Source organism: Aquimarina sp. MMG016, from assembly GCF_018100805.1.
Taxonomy (GTDB): domain Bacteria; phylum Bacteroidota; class Bacteroidia; order Flavobacteriales; family Flavobacteriaceae; genus Aquimarina.
Window position 1 is genome coordinate 67,811 of record NZ_JAGJEA010000019.1, and the last position, 19,382, is coordinate 87,192.

20 protein-coding genes and 1 tRNA gene are annotated in these 19,382 nt (G+C 32.8%); 10 read left to right on the plus strand and 11 right to left on the minus strand.

Annotated elements, in window-relative coordinates:
- Nucleotides 1–96 precede the first annotated feature (96 nt).
- The 4 genes from J8M14_RS22440 (at nt 97) to J8M14_RS22455 (ending at nt 2,464) form a co-directional block, all read left to right on the plus strand.
- A complete protein-coding gene (locus J8M14_RS22440; protein ID WP_211077080.1) occupies nt 97–951 on the plus strand; it encodes a DUF6503 family protein in 855 nt (284 codons plus the stop codon).
- A 98-nt stretch (nt 952–1,049) separates the two neighbouring features.
- Complete coding sequence (locus J8M14_RS22445; RefSeq protein WP_211077081.1) at nt 1,050–1,511, plus strand: hypothetical protein; 462 nt, start codon at nt 1,050–1,052, stop codon at nt 1,509–1,511.
- Entirely contained in the window at nt 1,511–1,858 is a 348-nt protein-coding gene (locus J8M14_RS22450; RefSeq protein WP_211077082.1) for a hypothetical protein, read from the plus strand. Before J8M14_RS22445 ends, J8M14_RS22450 begins: the two co-directional genes overlap by 1 nt.
- Entirely contained in the window at nt 1,859–2,464 is a 606-nt protein-coding gene (locus J8M14_RS22455) for an alpha-ketoglutarate-dependent dioxygenase AlkB (protein WP_211077083.1), read from the plus strand.
- Nucleotides 2,465–2,561: 97 nt separating this feature from the next.
- On the opposite strand, the gene J8M14_RS22460 is transcribed toward J8M14_RS22455, so the two are convergent.
- Entirely contained in the window at nt 2,562–2,975 is a 414-nt protein-coding gene (locus tag J8M14_RS22460; protein ID WP_211077084.1) for a hypothetical protein, read from the minus strand.
- Between the two features lie 202 nt (nt 2,976–3,177).
- Between J8M14_RS22460 and J8M14_RS22465 the strand changes: the two genes are divergently transcribed.
- Nucleotides 3,178–4,038 carry an AraC family transcriptional regulator gene (locus tag J8M14_RS22465; RefSeq protein WP_211077085.1) on the plus strand — a complete coding sequence of 287 codons (861 nt, stop codon included), beginning with the start codon at nt 3,178–3,180 and terminating at the stop codon, nt 4,036–4,038.
- Between the two features lie 5 nt (nt 4,039–4,043).
- Here the strand turns inward: J8M14_RS22465 and J8M14_RS22470 are convergent, their stop codons facing one another.
- Nucleotides 4,044–4,823, minus strand: coding sequence for a S1/P1 nuclease (locus J8M14_RS22470; RefSeq protein ID WP_211077086.1), 780 nt, complete (start codon nt 4,821–4,823; stop codon nt 4,044–4,046).
- A gap of 144 nt (nt 4,824–4,967) precedes the next feature.
- On the opposite strand from J8M14_RS22470, the gene J8M14_RS22475 reads away from it, so the two are divergent.
- From J8M14_RS22475 to J8M14_RS22495, 5 genes are all read left to right on the plus strand, one after another.
- A complete protein-coding gene (locus tag J8M14_RS22475; RefSeq protein ID WP_211077087.1) occupies nt 4,968–5,918 on the plus strand; it encodes an alpha/beta hydrolase in 951 nt (316 codons plus the stop codon).
- 23 nt (nt 5,919–5,941) lie between these two features.
- A complete protein-coding gene (locus tag J8M14_RS22480) occupies nt 5,942–6,751 on the plus strand; it encodes a Cof-type HAD-IIB family hydrolase (protein WP_211077088.1) in 810 nt (269 codons plus the stop codon).
- Nucleotides 6,751–8,637 (plus strand): peptidase M61, encoded by a 1,887-nt coding sequence (locus tag J8M14_RS22485; RefSeq protein WP_348772866.1) that lies wholly within the window; start codon nt 6,751–6,753, stop codon nt 8,635–8,637. Before J8M14_RS22480 ends, J8M14_RS22485 begins: the two co-directional genes overlap by 1 nt.
- 76 nt (nt 8,638–8,713) lie before the next feature.
- A complete protein-coding gene (locus J8M14_RS22490; protein ID WP_211077089.1) occupies nt 8,714–10,018 on the plus strand; it encodes a DUF819 family protein in 1,305 nt (434 codons plus the stop codon).
- 59 nt (nt 10,019–10,077) lie between these two features.
- Nucleotides 10,078–10,818, plus strand: coding sequence for a DUF4369 domain-containing protein (locus J8M14_RS22495; RefSeq protein WP_211077090.1), 741 nt, complete (start codon nt 10,078–10,080; stop codon nt 10,816–10,818).
- Nucleotides 10,819–11,106: 288 nt separating this feature from the next.
- Here the strand turns inward: J8M14_RS22495 and J8M14_RS22500 are convergent.
- The 9 genes from J8M14_RS22500 to J8M14_RS22540 all read right to left on the minus strand — a co-directional run.
- Nucleotides 11,107–11,180: transfer RNA gene (locus J8M14_RS22500), tRNA-Thr, on the minus strand.
- Between the two features lie 59 nt (nt 11,181–11,239).
- Nucleotides 11,240–11,506 carry a hypothetical protein gene (locus J8M14_RS22505; RefSeq protein ID WP_211077091.1) on the minus strand — a complete coding sequence of 89 codons (267 nt, stop codon included), beginning with the start codon at nt 11,504–11,506 and terminating at the stop codon, nt 11,240–11,242.
- A 35-nt stretch (nt 11,507–11,541) separates the two neighbouring features.
- Entirely contained in the window at nt 11,542–12,516 is a 975-nt protein-coding gene (locus tag J8M14_RS22510) for a type I phosphomannose isomerase catalytic subunit (RefSeq protein WP_211077092.1), read from the minus strand.
- A complete protein-coding gene (locus J8M14_RS22515; RefSeq protein WP_211077093.1) occupies nt 12,509–12,970 on the minus strand; it encodes a peroxiredoxin in 462 nt (153 codons plus the stop codon). The genes J8M14_RS22510 and J8M14_RS22515 overlap by 8 nt, the downstream gene beginning before the upstream one ends.
- A 3-nt stretch (nt 12,971–12,973) precedes the next feature.
- Nucleotides 12,974–13,384 (minus strand): 6-carboxytetrahydropterin synthase, encoded by a 411-nt coding sequence (locus tag J8M14_RS22520; protein WP_211077094.1) that lies wholly within the window; start codon nt 13,382–13,384, stop codon nt 12,974–12,976.
- On the minus strand, nt 13,381–13,899 hold the full coding sequence (idi, locus tag J8M14_RS22525; protein WP_211077095.1) for an isopentenyl-diphosphate Delta-isomerase: 519 nt from the start codon (nt 13,897–13,899) through the stop codon (nt 13,381–13,383). The genes J8M14_RS22520 and idi overlap by 4 nt, the downstream gene beginning before the upstream one ends.
- Before the next feature lie 171 nt (nt 13,900–14,070).
- On the minus strand, nt 14,071–16,038 hold the full coding sequence (locus J8M14_RS22530) for an OmpA family protein (protein ID WP_211077096.1): 1,968 nt from the start codon (nt 16,036–16,038) through the stop codon (nt 14,071–14,073).
- Between the two features lie 28 nt (nt 16,039–16,066).
- The gene (locus tag J8M14_RS22535) at nt 16,067–17,023 is read right to left on the minus strand and encodes a type IX secretion system membrane protein PorP/SprF (protein WP_211077097.1); all 957 of its coding nucleotides are present in this window, start codon (nt 17,021–17,023) and stop codon (nt 16,067–16,069) included.
- 48 nt (nt 17,024–17,071) lie between these two features.
- Nucleotides 17,072–19,382: gliding motility-associated C-terminal domain-containing protein (locus tag J8M14_RS22540; RefSeq protein WP_211077098.1), on the minus strand; the 2,311-nt coding region annotated here is incomplete at its 5' end.

Consider the following 19,382-nt stretch of genomic DNA (forward strand, 5'->3'; position numbering starts at 1 on the left):
CTTTATTGAATCCTGGATTGTTACAATTTTCATAAATACAGTAATTCACTTATCACTTTTAGTAATTTTAAAATCTGTAACACAAATCATACTATCATGAAAAGAATTTGGATTTTATTAGTATTAATTACTATCATTAGTTGTAATCAAAATAAAGAAAAAGAAAATACTACGACAAAAACGGATGATACAAAAAATGAAGTGATTCCTGTAGAATCAGATGGAGGTATTGGTGATGGTGCTGTACCCATTACTGATTATTATATCCAAAGTATAGAAAAGGCCCATAAAAAACAAGAATTCCTAAAACATAACGCAGTAAGCTTTGATGCAAAAATTTTATTTGGTGGTAAAGAGCATCTTGAAGGAAAGATTACAATGCTTACTAACTCCACAAAAATTAGAATTGATAAAAAGGATGGAAGTCAGCTCATTTATGACGGAGAAAAAGTTTTTCTACATCCCGAGGATGCAAATGATAAGGGAACCCGATTTGATATGTTTACCTGGACATATTTCTTCGGAATGCCATACAAATTAAGTGATCCCGGAACTCAATGGGAACTACAACAAGACAGGGATCTGGATAAAAAATCATATAATACTGCCAAACTCACATTTGAAGCAGGTACTGGTGATGCTCCTGACGACTGGTATGTTATTTATACCGAGCCAAACACTAAAGTTTTAACTGCTTCTGCATATATTGTATCTTTTGGCAGTGGTGGTGATACTGCTAAAGCAGAAGAAGACCCACACGCTATCTATTATAAAGATTTTACAACAGTAAGTGGAATTCCTTTTGCTACCAAATGGGATTTTTATGGATGGACTTCAGAAAAAGGAATAACAGATAAGCTAGGGGAAGCTATGATTACCAATATCACTTTTATTGATGATGAAGGCGTAATATTCCAAGTACCAGAAAAGTCTAAAGAAATTAAACTTTAACTAAAAAACACATCTTATCTATAATTAAAATACCGCTTTTTAGCGGTATTTTTTGTATATTTAAAAAGCACAAACTCAGTTCTTAAAAAATTATTCTAATGACTCCGCTTTTTAAAAAATTACAACTACCCCCTGCATTGGATGAGATCCTGATCCTAAATGAACCTGAAGGATTTTGTAAAGAATTGGATTGTCTTAAGGACGTTATTGTCAAAGAATCTTTAATTCAGGTGTCAGAAGTAGATTTTGCAATCGTTTTTGTTACCGAAAAGAAACAAGTAGAAAACCGTATTGAGACCGTTTATCCAAAATTAGTTGGTGATGCTATACTCTGGTTTGCTTATCCTAAAAAAAGTTCTAAAAAGTATTCATCAGAAATTACCAGGGATATCGGATGGGGAGTCTTGGGTGATTATAACTTGGAACCTGTAAGACAAGTATCTATTGATGAAGATTGGTCTGCTCTTAGGTTTAGAAAAGTAAGCTTTATTAAAAAAATGACCAGAAGCAAAGATTTTGCATTAAGTGACGCTGGCAAAGAAAAAACTACAGGAGTTTAATGAGCTGGCATATATATGTTCTTTCTGCTATTTTTATCACTGCAGGTATCTTTCATTTTATTAAACCCAAAGCATTTATGAGGATTATGCCGTTATATATTCCATACCATAGAACCTTGGTATATCTAAGTGGATTGGCAGAGGTTGCTTCAGGAATTGGAGTATTATTTATAGCGACCAGGGTCATTTCTCTATGGACAATTGTAATTATGCTCATTTTATTTTTTCCTGTACATATACATATGTTAGTACATAAAAAAGCCAGTTTAAACCTTCCTAAATCAATACTGGTATTTAGATTAGTACTTCAATTTGGTTTAATTTATTGGGCGTATCAATATATTTAAATGGATTTATTCAATACAATACAAGATCCTATCCATCTTGATATGCCAGATGCGGACGTTATTTATTATCCTAATTTCTTTAGCCATCAGGAAGCAAATAGTATATTCAAAAAACTTCTAAACGTTATACAATGGCAACAGGATGATATCACAGTTTTTGGAAAAACGCACCTACAACCTCGTCTCACGGCATTATATGCCAATAATGACAATCCATATAGCTACTCTAATATCACTATGAAGCCTCATCCTTTTACCAAAGAGCTTTTATTAATTAAAGGTAAAATAGAGACTATTTCTAAAACTGAATTTACAACCTGCTTGTTAAATCTATACAGGAATGGCAAAGATAGTAATGGTTGGCATGCCGATAACGAAAAAGAATTAGGTAAAGAACCCATTATTGCATCCGTTAGTTTTGGAGAAGAAAGATGGTTTCACTTTAAACATAAAAACAAAAGCGATCTAAAGAAAAAACTTTTATTACAACACGGTAGTTTACTTATTATGCAAGGCAAAACTCAGGAGTATTGGTTACATCAGATTCCTAAGTCTAAAAAAGTCTTAAACCCACGGATCAACCTAACTTTTAGAATTATTAAGTAAAAACCCCTACAGCATAGCTGCAAGGGTTGTGCTAACAATCAAACAAAATCAAATTATGAATATAATCTCTGCAATAAGAGATATGTCTTTTTATCAATTATGATACCGAATAAAAATCCTTTGAATACTGGAAAGAAGTCAAATCATAGTTATCTTTCTTTAATAGTATAAAAGAAATAATAGAGAAAAACAGATGTATAATTGCACAATCAACTTTACCTGCATCCAAAAGAAATAAACTAAAAAATGTAAATAATACAATTGCTACAATCAAAACCCTTTTTGTAAAAACTCCAAGTGCCAAACACAGTCCAATTACAAATTCTTCAAAAGGAACTAATGGTGCTAAGGATTCAATAAAACCAACATCAAATATAGTAACAGCACTAAAATAACCATCCAATCTTTCCAAAAACCCCGAAAATTTAATCACATTATAAATACTACCCAATACTAAAAACATCCCGAACGACACTCTAATAATGTAGTACAAATAGATTCTAAGCTTCATAAGGATTTGTGTTAAAATTTCCTTTATAAAATTACAAGTCAAATTTTAATCTTTCTGGTAAAAAACAATTCACAACTTGTACAAAATTTCACTAAACAACTAGTTTTCAACAAGATCAAACGTTTTAGTTAAAATTTACTTGTATAAAACAATTCTTATTTGTTGATTTATTTTTGTAACTTTAAATGTTAAAAAATTGTTTATGAACCGTTATACATTACATGAAACCTTTGTAGTGCATCAGTATTCTTTTGATGAATGGGAAGCGGAGCCACATAATCACAATTACTTTGAAATTATTTTTGTTGAAACTGGAAGTGGACACCATACGATTAATGGTGTTAGATTTCAGTATAGTGAAAATGATATCTTTTTATTGGCTCCGGAAGACACTCATCATTTCGAAATTGAAGAGCACTCTAAGTTTACTTATTTTAAGTTTACCGAACTTTTATTTTCGAGTAAAGTGAACCTGCCCGATAGGAAATATTGGCTACAGCGAATTGAACAACTATTACATCATCCAAATATTATTCCCGGAGATGTAATTTGTCACGAGGATGACCGAAGCATTATTTGGGATATCCACAATGTAGTCATGGAGGAATTTAAAAATGAAAAAATCTACTATCAAGAGATTATTTCTAATGCAATTAGTACAATTCTAAGCATTATTGTCCGTAATATCTCAGAAAAATACAACTCCGTTCAAAGAGAGGTTACCGTTAATCACACCAAGATAGAGCGTATTCTAAGTCATATTAGACAAAATGTATATGATAATGAACGTACTAAGATTAACTTTTTAGCAAATAAATTTAATATGTCACAAAGTTCGATCAGTACTTATTTCAAAAGAAAAACTGGAGAATCTATTCATCAGTATGTTACAAAATATAAGATGAAGTTAGTTGAGTATCGATTACAGCATACAGAATTTACAATTGCTGAAATAGCATATCAATTAGGATATACAGATGAAAGTCACTTGACAAAGACATTTAAAAAACATTTCTTTATGTCCCCAAAACAATACAGAAAGGAATTGGTTCTTGATGAATAGGATAATTATCCAAAAATATCATTAAGGATTTTAGCCAATCTTACCCCACCTTTTTGTAATTGAGTTCTAACTACAGGAAAGTAATTATACATATAATTATACCCCAACTTTTCTCCCACATTAGCAGAAGCATACACTTTTTTGGCAAGCGCTTGAGATTCATTTACCCAGTCTAAAATTTCTCCTTTTTCAATAGCTTGGATCTGATCATCAGATAATTCATCCACATTAAGAGATAACTCAGTATAACTCATACCATAATAATCAATCATCTCGCTATCCCATACACGGTGTAAATTAGATCCGTCTCTAAACCAGCGCACCTGAATATCATTACCTCCCTTATCTTCTCCTCTACCTACGTGAAGAGGTTGGTGCAAGTCTCCAACAAAATGTACCAGCATTTTTAGATAAAATTCTTTATCAGCATCCGTAGACTTTTTATCCTTAAGAACTTCTATACATTTATTTATTCCTTGTATCAAGTCTCCAAACTCACTAGGCTTATTTTCGCCATACTTTTTATCAAAAGGAAAATTAATATAGTGCCAAGGGCTATATCCTTTATAACGATCATCACTTTTTATTTCATCTGCAAAAGTAGAGACAAACGCTAAACTTTGACCATTTAACACTGTAGCAATATTTCTTTTTGCTTTATTTGTTAAGTGTGCTTCTGCTATCTGACCTGTAGCCCTGTGTCCTGTTTTACCCCAATCATATTCTGAAGAAAAACTATTGAAAGAAAATAATAATATAAACAGTAGTATAAAACGAATATACATATATAAATTTTGAAGCAAAGATAAAAAAGGGTATGTTAGTGAATCGTTAAATATCGATACAATTTTTAGCTAATATTGATCTATATCAAAATATGACATACCATTTGTCGTTAGCTAATCACCTGTCAATATAATCCGTGCCTCATGAAATTAAAGTTTTTTATACTTCTTATTACTCTTAGCTCATTTAGCTTTTCACAAGAGAAAGAGTTTAACTCTGCAATTGTGAAAATAAACAAGTTTCTGGAAGGTTCTTTAGTGACACCATATTCAGACTCTGATAAAGAAGTACCTTTGGTTATATTCGTTATGGATGCTGGAGCAATTAACAGAGATGGCAACGACAGAATGTCTAAGACTAACACGTTTAAAAAATTATCCTATGAATTAGCAAAGCTTGGAATAGCAACATATCGTTATGATAAGAGGCTTTTTAAGATGGATGGATTAGGCATTAAAGAACACGAAATTTCGTTAGATCATTTTATCAGTGATACCAATACCATAATAGATTATTTTAAAAAAAATGGAAACTATTCTAAAATCATTATTTTAGGTCATGGGCAAGGTTCTTTGGTAGGTATGGTAGCTGCAAAAGATAAAGCTGACGGATTTATTTCTATCGCTGGTAATGCTCAGCCTATTGATCAGGTAATTGTTGAGCAGATTTCTAAGCAAGCTCCAGGATTGGATAAAAGTGCTGCTATAGCCTTTAAACAACTAAAAGAAAGCGGCAGAGCTTCCGGGTACGACCCTGCTTTAGAATCTATTTTCAGATACAACCTACAACCGTTTATGAAATCCTGGATAAAATACAACCCCTCTGAAATTGTATTAGAGTTAAATATGCCTATCTTAATTATACACGGTACCAAAGATATACAGGTAGAAGTATCTGAAGCCGAAAAACTTAAAGAACTAGTTCCACAGGCAGAGTACTTATTAATCGAGAATATGAATCACATCTTAAGAGGAATCAAAGGAAACCGTTTAGAAAACCATAAATCATACAATGAAGCTTGGAGAGAAATTATGCCAGAAGTTTTCAATGGTATTGCTACCTTTGTAAATCAGCAATCGGCAGAACAAAATTAATAACCCAAATCAAAAATTAAATAATGCAGCATCGCATTGTATTTTCTGATATCGATGGAACTCTACTAAACAAACAAAGAGAACTTTCTGATTTTACAATTTCAGAAATAAAAAGAATCAAAAAAACAATACCGGTCATATTAATTTCTTCTCGAATGCCAAGTGCAATGAAGCACCTACAAGAAGAATTAGAAATAACCAATCAACCTCTAATTTGTTATAATGGTGGTTTAATTTTAGTGGATCATAAACCTATTCACTCTACTTTTATCGATACGAATATTATAGAAAAGCTTAATTTATTCAATAAAGACAAAAGTTTTCATATTAGCTTATATCATAATGATGATTGGTTTGTTCCTGAAATGGATTTTTGGGCAAATAGAGAAATGGAGAATACTAAAGTTACTCCTGTTGTAAAAGCTACAGAAAAAGTTGTAGAAGATTGGAAAATCTCTCAAAAAGGAGCTCATAAGATTATGTGTATGGGTGAAGAAACCTATATCGATAAAGCTTTTGATTTTTTAGAGAACAATTTTGGAGACACCTTGCATCTATATCGTTCAAAACCTACGTATATTGAGGTCGCTCATAAAAGTATATCTAAGTTAACGGCAATAGAAAAGCTATTGGATTTTCATTTTGATATTCCTATTGCTGATGCTGTGGCTTTTGGTGACAACTATAATGATATTGCTATGATCAAAGCAGTTGGGACCGGAGTTGCCGTAGCAAATGCAAAACCGGAAACCCTAGAGATTGCGGATTTTATAACTCTTTCGGGTAAAGAAGATGGTGTGGCAACATATATTAAAAATAACATTACAGAATAGTGCTGAGAAGAAGAATACCTCTTATATATTGTATACTTGCCATAGCTATATCAAGCTGTAAAACTACTCAGCCTAATATAGAGATTGGTGATATTCCGATACTTGCATCTATTGATTTGGTAAATGTGGTAAATGACAAAGTCAAAGTAGAGCTAGAAGTAGCCAATTTTGATCAAGATACCATCAGTTATTACTTACCAAAAATCGTTCCCGGAACATATCAGAATAATAACTATGGAAAATTTATAGATAATTTTAAAGCTTTTGATCAGGATGGTAGCCCATTGTATGTCCAAAAATATGGGGATAATCGCTGGAAAATAAATAATGTAAAACGATTACGTAAGATCTCATATTGGGTTAATGACACTTTTGACACAGAAGATGAGCATGACATTTTTTCTCCAACCGGTACAAATATTGTTAAGGATGATATCTTTATTCTAAACCTATATGCCTTTATTGGATACTTTGATCAAATGAAGGAACAAAAGTATAAACTGCTTATTAAACATCCCAAACAACTTGAAGCATCAACTTCACTGATCAAGACTCCTTCAAAAATAATTCCTGATGCTTCCTCACCCATCGAAACTGACCAATATAATCTAAAAAGATATGCGGATTTGGCGGATTCTCCAATAATGTATTCTAAGCCAGACAAAGTTACTTTCTCTGTAAACGATATTACTGTTTTATTGAGTGTTTATACTAGAAATAAATTACACAGAGCTGCTAAAATAATGCCTCAGATGGAACGTGTTATTAGAGCTCAAAAGAATTTTCTTGGTGACATAAATTCCACAAAAAATTATAGTATTTTACTATACCTTTCTTCTTCTAAATCTAATGATGCCAAAGGGTTTGGTGCTCTAGAACATAATACATCAACTGTTGTTGTACTTCCTGAATCACTTTCACAAGAAAAACTCGATGAATCACTTACCGATGTAGTTTCTCACGAGTTCTTTCATATTGTAACGCCTTTAACTATCCAGTCTGAAGAAATTTATGACTTTGACTATAACAAGCCTAAGATGTCACAGCACCTTTGGTTATACGAAGGTACAACCGAATATTTTTCATTATTATTTCAGATTAGTCAGGGACTTATTAGTAAAGAAGAGTTTTATAATAGAATTTTAGAAAAGATTGAAGCTGCCAAGTATTTTGATAACAGCATGTCTTTCACTGAAATGAGTAAAAACATTTTAAAAGAGCCATATCGTCAAAACTACCGTAATGTATATGAAAAAGGTGCTTTAATCTCTATGTGTATAGATATTATACTTAGAGAAAACAGTGAAGGACAAACAGGAATATTAGACCTAATTAAAGCCCTTTCTAATACCTTTGGAAGTGAAATGCCTTTTAAGGATGATGAACTTATTAAGATCATCAAAAAAATACCTTCTCCAGAAGTTGCTGCATTCTTAGAAAAACACGTTGTAGGTAACACACCCATCGATTATGAATATTATTTAAACAAACTAGGCTTACAGTTTGGAAAAAAAGAAGTCCCTTCCTCCTATTTTCTTTTTGAACAAGAACCCTATATCAAAGGATCTGAAGCTACCAAAGAAGTTATATTTGCTAAAGGAGTGACGTATAACACGTTTCTTAAAAACCTAGGAGTACAGGGAGGAGATGCTTTAATAAGTATCAACGACAAAAAGTATACGATCAAAAATATATATGACCTTTTTGGAGACTCTAACAAATGGAAAGTTGGAAATGATATAACGTTTAAAGTCAAAAGAAATGGAGAGGTTATAACATTAACTACTAAGGTTATAGAACCCAAAGTACAACAAGTGGTTATTCAGCAAAATCCTAGTGCTACTAAACAACAAACCAATATCCTAAAAAAATGGATTAACGATTAGAAATATAATTTCAGGCGTTCTCTTCTGTAAAAAATTGTATTTTGCATCACATCTCAATTAACTAACAAATTCATTCATGGAAAACATTCCGTTTTTTACCAATGATACAATTGTCTTTGGTATTTTATTACTCTGTTTAGGTTTAGTATTTTACACCTCCTCCTTAGAATCAAAATTTTGGAAAACCTTTTATAAATATGTCCCGGCAATATTACTATGCTATTTATTACCTGCAATATTTAATTCTTTGGGAATCATAGCCCCTAAATGGGAAGAACTCGATGCTAATGGAGAAATTGTTAAAAAATCTTCTCAGGTTTATTATATAGCCAGTAGATATATGCTACCTGCATCATTGGTATTAATGACATTAAGCATTGACCTCAAAGGAATTTTTAATCTAGGGCCCAAAGCTTTAATCATGTTCGGCACTGGTACTCTGGGAATTGTAATAGGTGGTCCTTTAGCGATATTGTTAATTTCAGCTTTCTCCCCTGATACTGTAGGAGGAGTAGGATTTGATGCTGTATGGAGAGGGTTATCTACACTCGCCGGTAGTTGGATTGGTGGTGGAGCTAACCAGGCTGCCATGCTGGAAATCTATGAGTACAATCCCGATAAATATGGAGGAATGGTTCTGGTAGATATTGTAGTAGCTAATATCTGGATGGCCATATTGTTGATCGGTATTGGTAAAAGTAATAAAATAGATAAATGGTTAAAGGCTGATAACAGCGCTATAGAATCATTGAAACAAAAAGTATCCAGCTATGCAGAAAGCATAAATAGAAATCCATCTCTTACCGATTATATCGTGATGTTATCAATAGCTTTTACAGCTGTCGGTCTTGCACATTGGGGCGCGGATGGAATGTCTAATTTTTTATCAAATAACTTTGAAGTATTTAATGATAAAAGTTCAGCATTATCTTCTTTTACATCCAAGTTCTTTTGGATGATAACCATAGCCACTGCAATTGGAATTATATTATCATATACTAAAGCAAAGCAATATGAAGGAGCCGGAGCCAGTAAATTAGGAAGTATTTTTATTTATATTCTGGTAGCTACAATCGGAATGAAAATGGATATAGGTAGAGTCCTGGAAAATCCTGGATTGATAGCTATCGGATTAGTTTGGATGACCATACACGCAGTTTTACTCATCGGAGTAGCAAAACTTATAAAAGCTCCATACTTTTTCTTGGCAGTTGGTAGTCAGGCCAATGTGGGTGGAGCAGCATCTGCTCCAGTGGTAGCAGCAGCTTTTCATCCGTCTTTGGCTACAGTTGGAGTATTACTTGCCGTTTTTGGATATGTTGTAGGAACATATGGTGCTATTTTATGTACTATATTGATGCAAATTGCAGCAGGAGGCTAGTATTTAAATATAAATTATGGCATATTTGTACCCCAATTTTGAATATTTAAAAACAACAGATGAAACGATTATTTTTCATACTATCCATAACATTATTATTAGCCAGTTGTAGTAACACTCCGGAGAAGAAAGGAAATGTTATTATTAAAGGTAACATCAAAGGTTTAAAAGTAGGCTCCCTGTATTTACAAAAAATACAAAACGATTCATTAGTCAATGTAGATTCTATCTTGATAGATGGTAATTCAGAGTTTTTATTATACTCTGATGTTACAGAACCCGAAATTCATTATTTATATCTTGATAAAGATGACGGTGCACAGTATAATGATCGAATTGATTTTTTTGCTGAAAAAGGAGAAATGACCGTTACAACATCTTTAAAAGATTTTGAAAAAGATGTAAAAGTAATTGGAGGCAAAAATGCAATGAAATATCAGGAATACAAAAGTATGATCAAAAGGTTTAATGATAGAAATCTTAGACTGATGAAAGAAGATTTTGAAGCCAATAAACAAAATGATAAAGAAAAGCTTGCGAAAAATGATGAAGCCTACAAAAAGCTTTTAAAACAGAAGTATCTATATACAATCAACTTTGCTATGTATAATAAAAAGTTGGAAGTTGCTCCATATGTAACTTTACAAGAAGTATTTGATGCCAATATCAAATATTTGGATACTGTAGCAAAATCATTAAGTCCTAAAGTTAAAAAGTCTATTTACGGTAAACAGTTAATTGAATATATTAAAGATCGTAAGGAAAAGGAAACTACCACTATAAAAAAAGAAGAAGAATAACTGTAGATTAAATATTTATAAAAAGCCCCAATCTCGTTTGAAATTGGGCTTATACTTTTAGAGTTAACAGAGAAACTAACTTAGACTAAGTTGCAGGATATATACTTCTCATTCCTCTACAATATTTATAATTTCATAAAAAGCTTTAAAATTAAATCCAGAGATTTGATTAAAGAGCCGATAAAGGAACTCCCTTCGACTAACGCTCACGACAAGCTTCTCGTCCTTTATAATAATAACCTTAAAAACAAAAAAATCCTAAAATTTTACATTTAGGACTTTACTTAGAGCCGATAGAGGGACTCGAACCCACGACCTGCTGATTACAAATCAGCTGCTCTAGCCAGCTGAGCTATATCGGCAAAAGCGGTTGCAAATATAATTTCTCAAATCATATTTGCAAATACTTTTTAGAAAAAAATTATAATGAATTTACTTTTTCTACTAATGAAGTAGCTTTTTTCTCCAAATCTTCGCGAATAGCTTTAAAGTGTTTTTTAGGATTTTCAGGTTTACGGTCATTTACTCTAACCATAAATTCATCGAAAGATGATATTGCCTCATCAATAATAGCTTCTCCTGCCTTACTATCTTTGCCAGGATTATTTAGTTCCCACACATATACTTCTTCGATAATATCTCCTAAAACGTAGTTTATATCTTTCTTAAGGTCTCTTTTGTTTGCCATATCATATTGGTTTTGTACAAAATTAGTGTTTTAGTTTAAATATAGGTTTGTAATAACCTTGCTTTATCAGAAGAAATACGAACTTCTGATATTTTTGCCGGAACCAAAATAGTTTCTCCCATTTTAAGCTCTACTGTATTTTCTTCACTTTCTATAATAGCTTGCCCTAACACACACATATAGATTACAAAAGAATCCAAATCCGCATGAGAAACCGTTATTGTAGTATCAATTTCTATCACATTGGCGATGAAATGCGGACAGGACACTAAATCTACTACCTGGTTAGTCTTATGCTCATATTGTATCTTATAGTCCTGAGGATTAAAATCGATAGCTTCCAGAGCATCTTCCTGATGTAACTCTCTGTACTTTCCTTGTTGATCTTTACGATCCCAATCATATATGCGATAAGTTATATCTGATGTCTGTTGTATTTCTGCCAACAATACACCAGCACCAATAGCATGAATTAATCCGGGATGTATAAAAAAGGTGTCGCCTTCTACAGCTGATTCATAATTAAGAATATTTTTAATGGATTTTTCATCCAAGTGTTTTTGATAGACATCTTTGCTCACATCACAGTTAAACCCAACAATAATATTGGCTTCTTTATCCGCCTGAACAATATGCCACATTTCTGTTTTACCTAATGAATTGTGTTTTTGCTTTGCCACTTTATCATCAGGATGTAATTGAACAGAAAGATCTTCTTTAGCATCAATAAACTTAATAAGTAATGGAAATTTGTTACCAAAACGTTTAAAATTCTTTACCCCAACTAAATCCTCTTTGTATTGTAATAATAGTTCTCGAAGTGTTTTTCCTTGAAGATGTCCAATACTAACTACTGAGCAATCCCCATCAACATCACTAATTTCCCAACTTTCACCAACCAGAGAGCTTTCTGAATCTTTATGCAAAAGATCCGTTAGCTTACTACCACCCCATATCTTTTCTTTTAGAATAGGCGCAAACTTTAGAATATATAAGGATTCTCTACTCATTAACGATTTCTTTTACTTTGGTAATAGCTTTGCTCATATGCTTTGCCGCATTTATACTATTAAATTTTAGCTGCACTACTCCTTCTTTATCTATTACAAAAGTTTCTCTTCCTGGCAATAAACCAAATAACTCTGATTTCACACCAAAGAGTTTTCTCAATTCCCCTCCTTTATCAGATAGAAACGTATAAGGAAGACGATATCTATTCTTAAATTTTTCGTGAGATTTTACACTATCTGAACTTATACCAATAACTTCAGCTCCTAGTGCTTTAAAATCCTCATAACTATCTCTAAAATCGCAAGCTTCTTTAGTACAACCAGGAGTAAAGTTTTTAGGATAAAAATAAATAACTAAAGGTTTTTTACCTATAATGTTTTGACTATTAAATTCTTTGTTCTGATCATCATTGCATACAAACTCCGGCACTTGATCTCCTACTGCTAATCCCATTTTTTATTTTCCTTTATAGATCACAAAATTACGTGGAGTCTCATATAATGTAATTTCTAAATCAAATTTTGGTGATATTTTTTTGCGAAGCCTATTCCAAATTACTGTAGCTATATGTTCTACTGTTGGATTTAGATCTATGAATTCTTCTACTTCTTCATTCAGATTTTTATGATCCAAATAATCTTCAACTTCTGTTTTGATATATTCTTTTAGAATTTTGAGGTCAATTAAATAACCTGTTTCCGGATCAATCTCACCTTCAACGGCTACGATAAGCTCGTAGTTATGTCCGTGATACTTAGGATTACTACATTTACCAAAAACTTCAAAGTTCTTATCATCACTCCAATCTTTTCTATACAATCGATGTGCGGCATTAAAATGAGCTTTTCTGCAAGCTTTTATTATCATAAAGCAATTTGTGTATAAAATTTATCAAAAATAATTTTAAACCACTCAGTATACTTTTCTGGTTGCTTAGAAATATCTTCTTTTACTTTTTCAACAGGCATCCATTTCCAATCTACTACTTCTTCTGGATTAATCTGTGGATCACCCTCATATTGGCCTACCAAAACATGATCATATTCGTGTTCTGTAAGTCCATTATCAAAGGGAGCTTTATAAATAAACGAAATTGTATCTTTTAATGATGTCGTAAATCCCATTTCTTCTTGTAGACGACGTATACCAGCCTCGACATTACTTTCTCCTTCTCTTTGGTGGCTACAGCATGTATTTGTCCATAGACCTGGGGAATGATATTTATGATGAGCTCTCTGCTGTAACATGAGTTCATTCTTTTTATTAAGAACAAATACTGAAAAAGCTCTATGTAATACGGCTTTCTGGTGCGCTTCTAGTTTAGGCATTACGCCTATCTGCTCATCATTTTCGTTAACTAAAATAACTTTTTCTTCTTCCATATCTTTTATCAGCTCAAAATTACAAAATCACAGTAGCAATTCATAATCTATAAACATACTCTAATTCAATATATTATATAATTTTTAAATAAAAAAACACCTTAAACGAGTAAGGTGTTTCTATAAACGAAGGATTTATATTGATTTATTTACATAGGGCTATTTATATAATTATTTCACAATAATAAATTCGCTTCGCCTATTCAGTTGATAATCATCTTTCGTACAGTTAGTATCATTACCACAATTATTAACAGGTTCGGTTTCTCCATATCCTTTTCCTGATAATCGATCTGCAGCTATACCCTTACCAATCATATATTTTATTGTGGCTTTAGCTCTTTCCTCTGATAAATAAAGGTTGTATACATCATCTCCATGACTATCTGTATGTGACCGAACATCTATTTTCATCTGCGGATACTGAATCATTACTTCAATAACTTTAGCTAGTTCTATTGCGGCATCGGATCTTATATATGACTCATTAAAATCAAAATAAATAGAGTTAAGGGATAATATTTCTGCTAAATCATCACCTACCTCTGCTGATTTAATTTTGTTTTCTATGGTTAAAGGTATATTAAGTTGTTGAGTTTGATTAGGTGTTTCTATCGATTGCTCTAATGTATTATATTCTTCCTTCTCTGCTCTTATATAATATTTAGTTTCACACTCTACCTTTTCTGAAAATGTATATAAACCATCTTCTCCAACCTCTATAGTGTCTAAAATATTAAATTCGTTATCGAATAATATAATTTTAGCTCCAGTAGCAGGTTCTCCTGTATGTTTATCACTAACTACACCGGTAATTGTGATTTCACAAAAGTTCTTTAGATCTTCTAATTGTAAAAATCCGTAGATATCATCACTACCCTTACCCCCATCTCTATTGGATGAAAAGAATCCTCTTTTTGAATTAGTATCTAAAATGAATGCAAAGTCGTCTTTAGGGCCATTAATAGGTTTTCCTATATTCACAACCAATTGTTCTTCTTTGGTCTTTGGATCAAGCCTTGTAACATATACATCTAATCCGCCTAAGCCTAAATGACCATCGGACGAAAAGTACAAATCATTATCTTTACTTACAAACGGAAATGTTTCTTTACCACCTGTATTGATTCGATTACCCAAATTCTTTGGTTCTCCAAAACTACCATCTGCATTGATATCAACTGAGTAAATATCAGACATTCCTTTTCCCCCAGGCATATCTGAAGAGAAATATAATGTCTTTTCGTCTATACTTAATGCAGGATGTGCTATGGAGTATTCGTTACTATTAAAAGACAAGCTTTTAGGAGAAGACCATTGCCCTAGTTCATTCTTATATGCTCTATAGATCTTTAGTCTATTCGTTCCTTTATTATCAGTTCTGTATCTTCTTTCTTTATCAAAATTATTACGGGTGAAATAAATTGTTTTTCCATCTTTGGTAAAAACAGCTGTAGATTCATGAAATCTGGAGTTTATTTTACTTCCTATTTTTTTTGATTCTGAAAGCGTTCCATTAGTAGCGTCATATTTAGAAACAAATAATTCTAAAAAAGCTTGATCATTCCATTGATGCATATTTCTTTTTAAAATTAAGGTATCCCTAGATGAGCTAAAGACTATATAATCTCCATAGAAAGCTGTTCCGAAATCAGAAAACTCTGAATTCACATCTGAATTACTTATTTCAAATCTACCAGATTGAAAATCTATTCGGTCTAAATAATCTGATCCTGATTCAAATAATTGAGCACGCTGATCATCTTTATTACTCTCTGCAAATTTCTGCATGTATGTATTAGACTCTTCGTAATCACCCAGTGTTTTTAAAGTTTGTGCATATCTGAAGTAATACTCCGGTTCTACTTCGTCAGGATAAGAATTTACTAATTTTTCATACCAGTTCAAAGCTTCCTCAAACTGACTATTAAAATAATAGCTATTGCCCAAATTTTTGAACAAATCTGCACTTTCGTAGCCTTTTTCAACTACTTTAAGATAAGTTTCCTGAGCACTAATGTACTCATAGCGATCATATTGCTTTTTTGCTTTTTCTAAATCTTTCTCTTGAGAAAAAGAAAAATTCCCCATAAAAAACATCGTCAAAACCAGTGATGATCTAAGTAATAACTCCCCCATAATGTTATTATTAAGCCCTCAAATATAATTAAAAGAAACGTGGTGTTACCATTCTGTTATATTTTCTAAATAGTTCAAAACGCAACATCACCTCATAACTTCCTCTATTAAATTGTGTATTTCCTAACTCTGTTGTTTCCCAGTCATATGCAAACCCAATCATTAATGAATCTGAAACCTGAAAACCAGCTAGAGCACTGACCGCAGCACTCCATCTATAAGCAGCTCCTAAAGTGAACCTATCATTAAATAAAAAATTAGCAGATACATCAACTTGTAGTGGTGCTCCAAATACTAATTTGGTCAATACAGCTGGTTTAAACTTTATAGTATCGCTCAAATCAAATACATGACCAGCAATCATATAATAGTTAATCCTTTCTTCTGCCAAAAAACTTATCGCCCTACTATCACTGCTTGTAGCACTTTCATCAAAATGATCAGTTTCTAATAAGTTAGGTGTACTTAAACCAAAATAAAATCTATCTGTATGATAATATACCCCAATACCTACATTAGGGCTAAATTTGTTATCTATATCAAATTGAAAGAGATTATCATTTTGATTAAAAAGGTTTAGTTTAGTTAAATCTACATTCAACAAATGCATCCCAGCTTTCAGTCCGAAACTTAATTTCCCTTCATCTGAAACAGGTATTGTGTACGAAAAATCAACATTAATATAGGTTTCATCTGTTGGACCAATTTCATCATTTACAATAGATAACCCCAAACCTAATCGTTCACCTCCTCCAATAGGAGTATTCAATGTCAACGTTTGGGTACGAGGAGCACCCTCCAAACCTATCCATTGACCACGATGCAAACCTGCTACACTTAACACTCCTCTACTTCCTGCATATGCAGGGTTAACACTTATGGTGTTATACATATATTGGGTGTATTGAGCGTCTTGCTGGGCATAACCGAAATTAGATATCAATCCAAATCCGAATAACATAAGTATTATTAAAAATCTATTCATTAGTAGCTTACTTTGATTTAGGGGACAACAATTTTTATAGTTTTTAATTTATTTATTTATATACAAATACCCAGCTTTAGATTTACGAACACCGGCAGCGTTTTCATATTCCAATACATAATAATATGTACCTACAGGTAATTGATCACTACTTTTAACTGTTACTCTACCACTACTATAACCGTCAAAGTATTTCTTTCCTGGCTGCTCATAACCATCTTCTTCGAATACTTTAACTCCCCAACGATTAAATATTTGTAATGTATTATTTGGGAAATTACTTAATCCAATAATTCTGAATTGATCATTAACTCCATCACCATTTGGACTAATACCAGTATATATAGTAATCTCATCATTAGATTGAATCATTGTAACGGTTACATCTTCAAAATCGTTATCACCATCAAGATCATTATCTGTTGGATTCAAAGGATCATCAGATAAGTCTGCAATATCATTACCATTAACATCCTGACCGGTAACTAAAGCCTGATTCATAACGCTACCAGCTAAAACATCATCAGCAGTAAGCGTATAAATAGCAGTAAAACTATCTGTATCTATTTCACCAATAGCTAGATCAATTGGACCTCCGGTCACTTGTATTCCAGGCAATGGGTCAGTAAGAACTATATTGGTAATATCTACATTACCGTTATTCTCGACGGTAAATGCATATCTAATTTCATCTCCTGCATTCGGAATACCATTACCATCAATATCAATAAACTCTCCTGTCTTAGTTAATGCTAAGTTTGGTGTATTGTCAACCGTAACTGTAATTGTGGCATCATCACAAACCATTGGATCCGTTATGCTACATAAAGTGTAAGTAATTGTATAATCTCCTGGAGGAGTGTTTGGATCAACTGTAATCTGACCTGTTGTTGGGTCAAAATTAACTCCATCGGTAGGATCTAAATCATTTACTACTGTAACATTAACATCAGTACCTAAAGTAACTCCGCTACCGTTCAATGTATCATTATCATCTACCAAATTAACTGAAGTACCTCCTGTAACACCTGCAATATTAACATTATCGTCTTCTGCTATTATTGTGCCCGTTACGATAACTGTAATTTCTGCGGTATCACATATTACCGGAGTATCAAGACTACATAATGTATATCTAATCGTATAATTTCCTGGTGGAGTTCCTGGTAACACCATTACAATACCAGTCGAAGGATCTAAGACCACGTCATCATCCGGATCGGTATCGTTTATAGATGCTATCCTCACATCAACACCAAGTATTACAGGGTTATTATTTATTTCATCATTGTCATCTGCAATATTAATCGAACTACCACCTGTTGATCCATCTATGATTACGGTATCATCGTTTGCAATAATTATTCCTGTTACATCAATGGTAATTGTAGCATCATCACATTGAACAGGAACTGTATTTGTACATAATGTGTAATTAATTGTATAAATTCCTCGCGGAGTATTTGGTGCAACTATCACCTCTCCTGTAATTGGATCTAAACTAACACCATCCGTAGGATCTGGATCATTTATAGTTGCAATATTAACGTCTGTTCCAAGCGTAACTCCATTTCCATTTAAAGTATCATTATTGTCTATGACATTAATCGAATTGCCACCTATAGCTCCATTAATACTTACACTATCATTATTAGCTATCAAACCTCCTGTCACAGTAACTGTAATTGTTGCGTCATCACATACTACTGGAGTAGCTATACTACATAAAGTATATGTAATCGTATAGTCTCCTGATGGAGTGTTTGGATCTACAGTAACCTCACCAGTAATAGGGTCTAAACTAACTCCATCTGTAGGATTAGGATCCGTAACCGTAGTGATCACTACATCTGTTCCTAAAGTAACTCCGTTACCATTTAAGGTATCGTTAGCATCTGCAAGGTTTGTCGAATTACCGCCAGTGGTACCATTTATGTTTACTGTGTCGTCATTGGCAATAATATTGCCTGTTATAATAACATCAAAACTACAGGTAACTGTATTACCAGCACCATCTGTAACTTCAAAAGTATTTGTAGTTGTTCCTGTTGGGAATGCTGATCCTGATGGTAATCCGGCTATTTGCGTTGTAGTAACTCCTGTACAATTATCCGTACCTACTGGAGTAGTATAAGTCACTACTGCTGTAGATAAACCAGCATCAACATTCTGAGTGATGTCTGCTGGGCATACAATCGTTGGTGCAATTATATCCTGAACGATCACATTCTGATTCGCAGTCGTAGCATTACCACTAGCATCGGTAAAGGTCCACGTTACTACAGTAGTCCCTAAGGTCGTAATCGGGAAGCTCGTTGTCGTCGTCCCTGTAATGGTTACTGAACCACAACCATCTGTT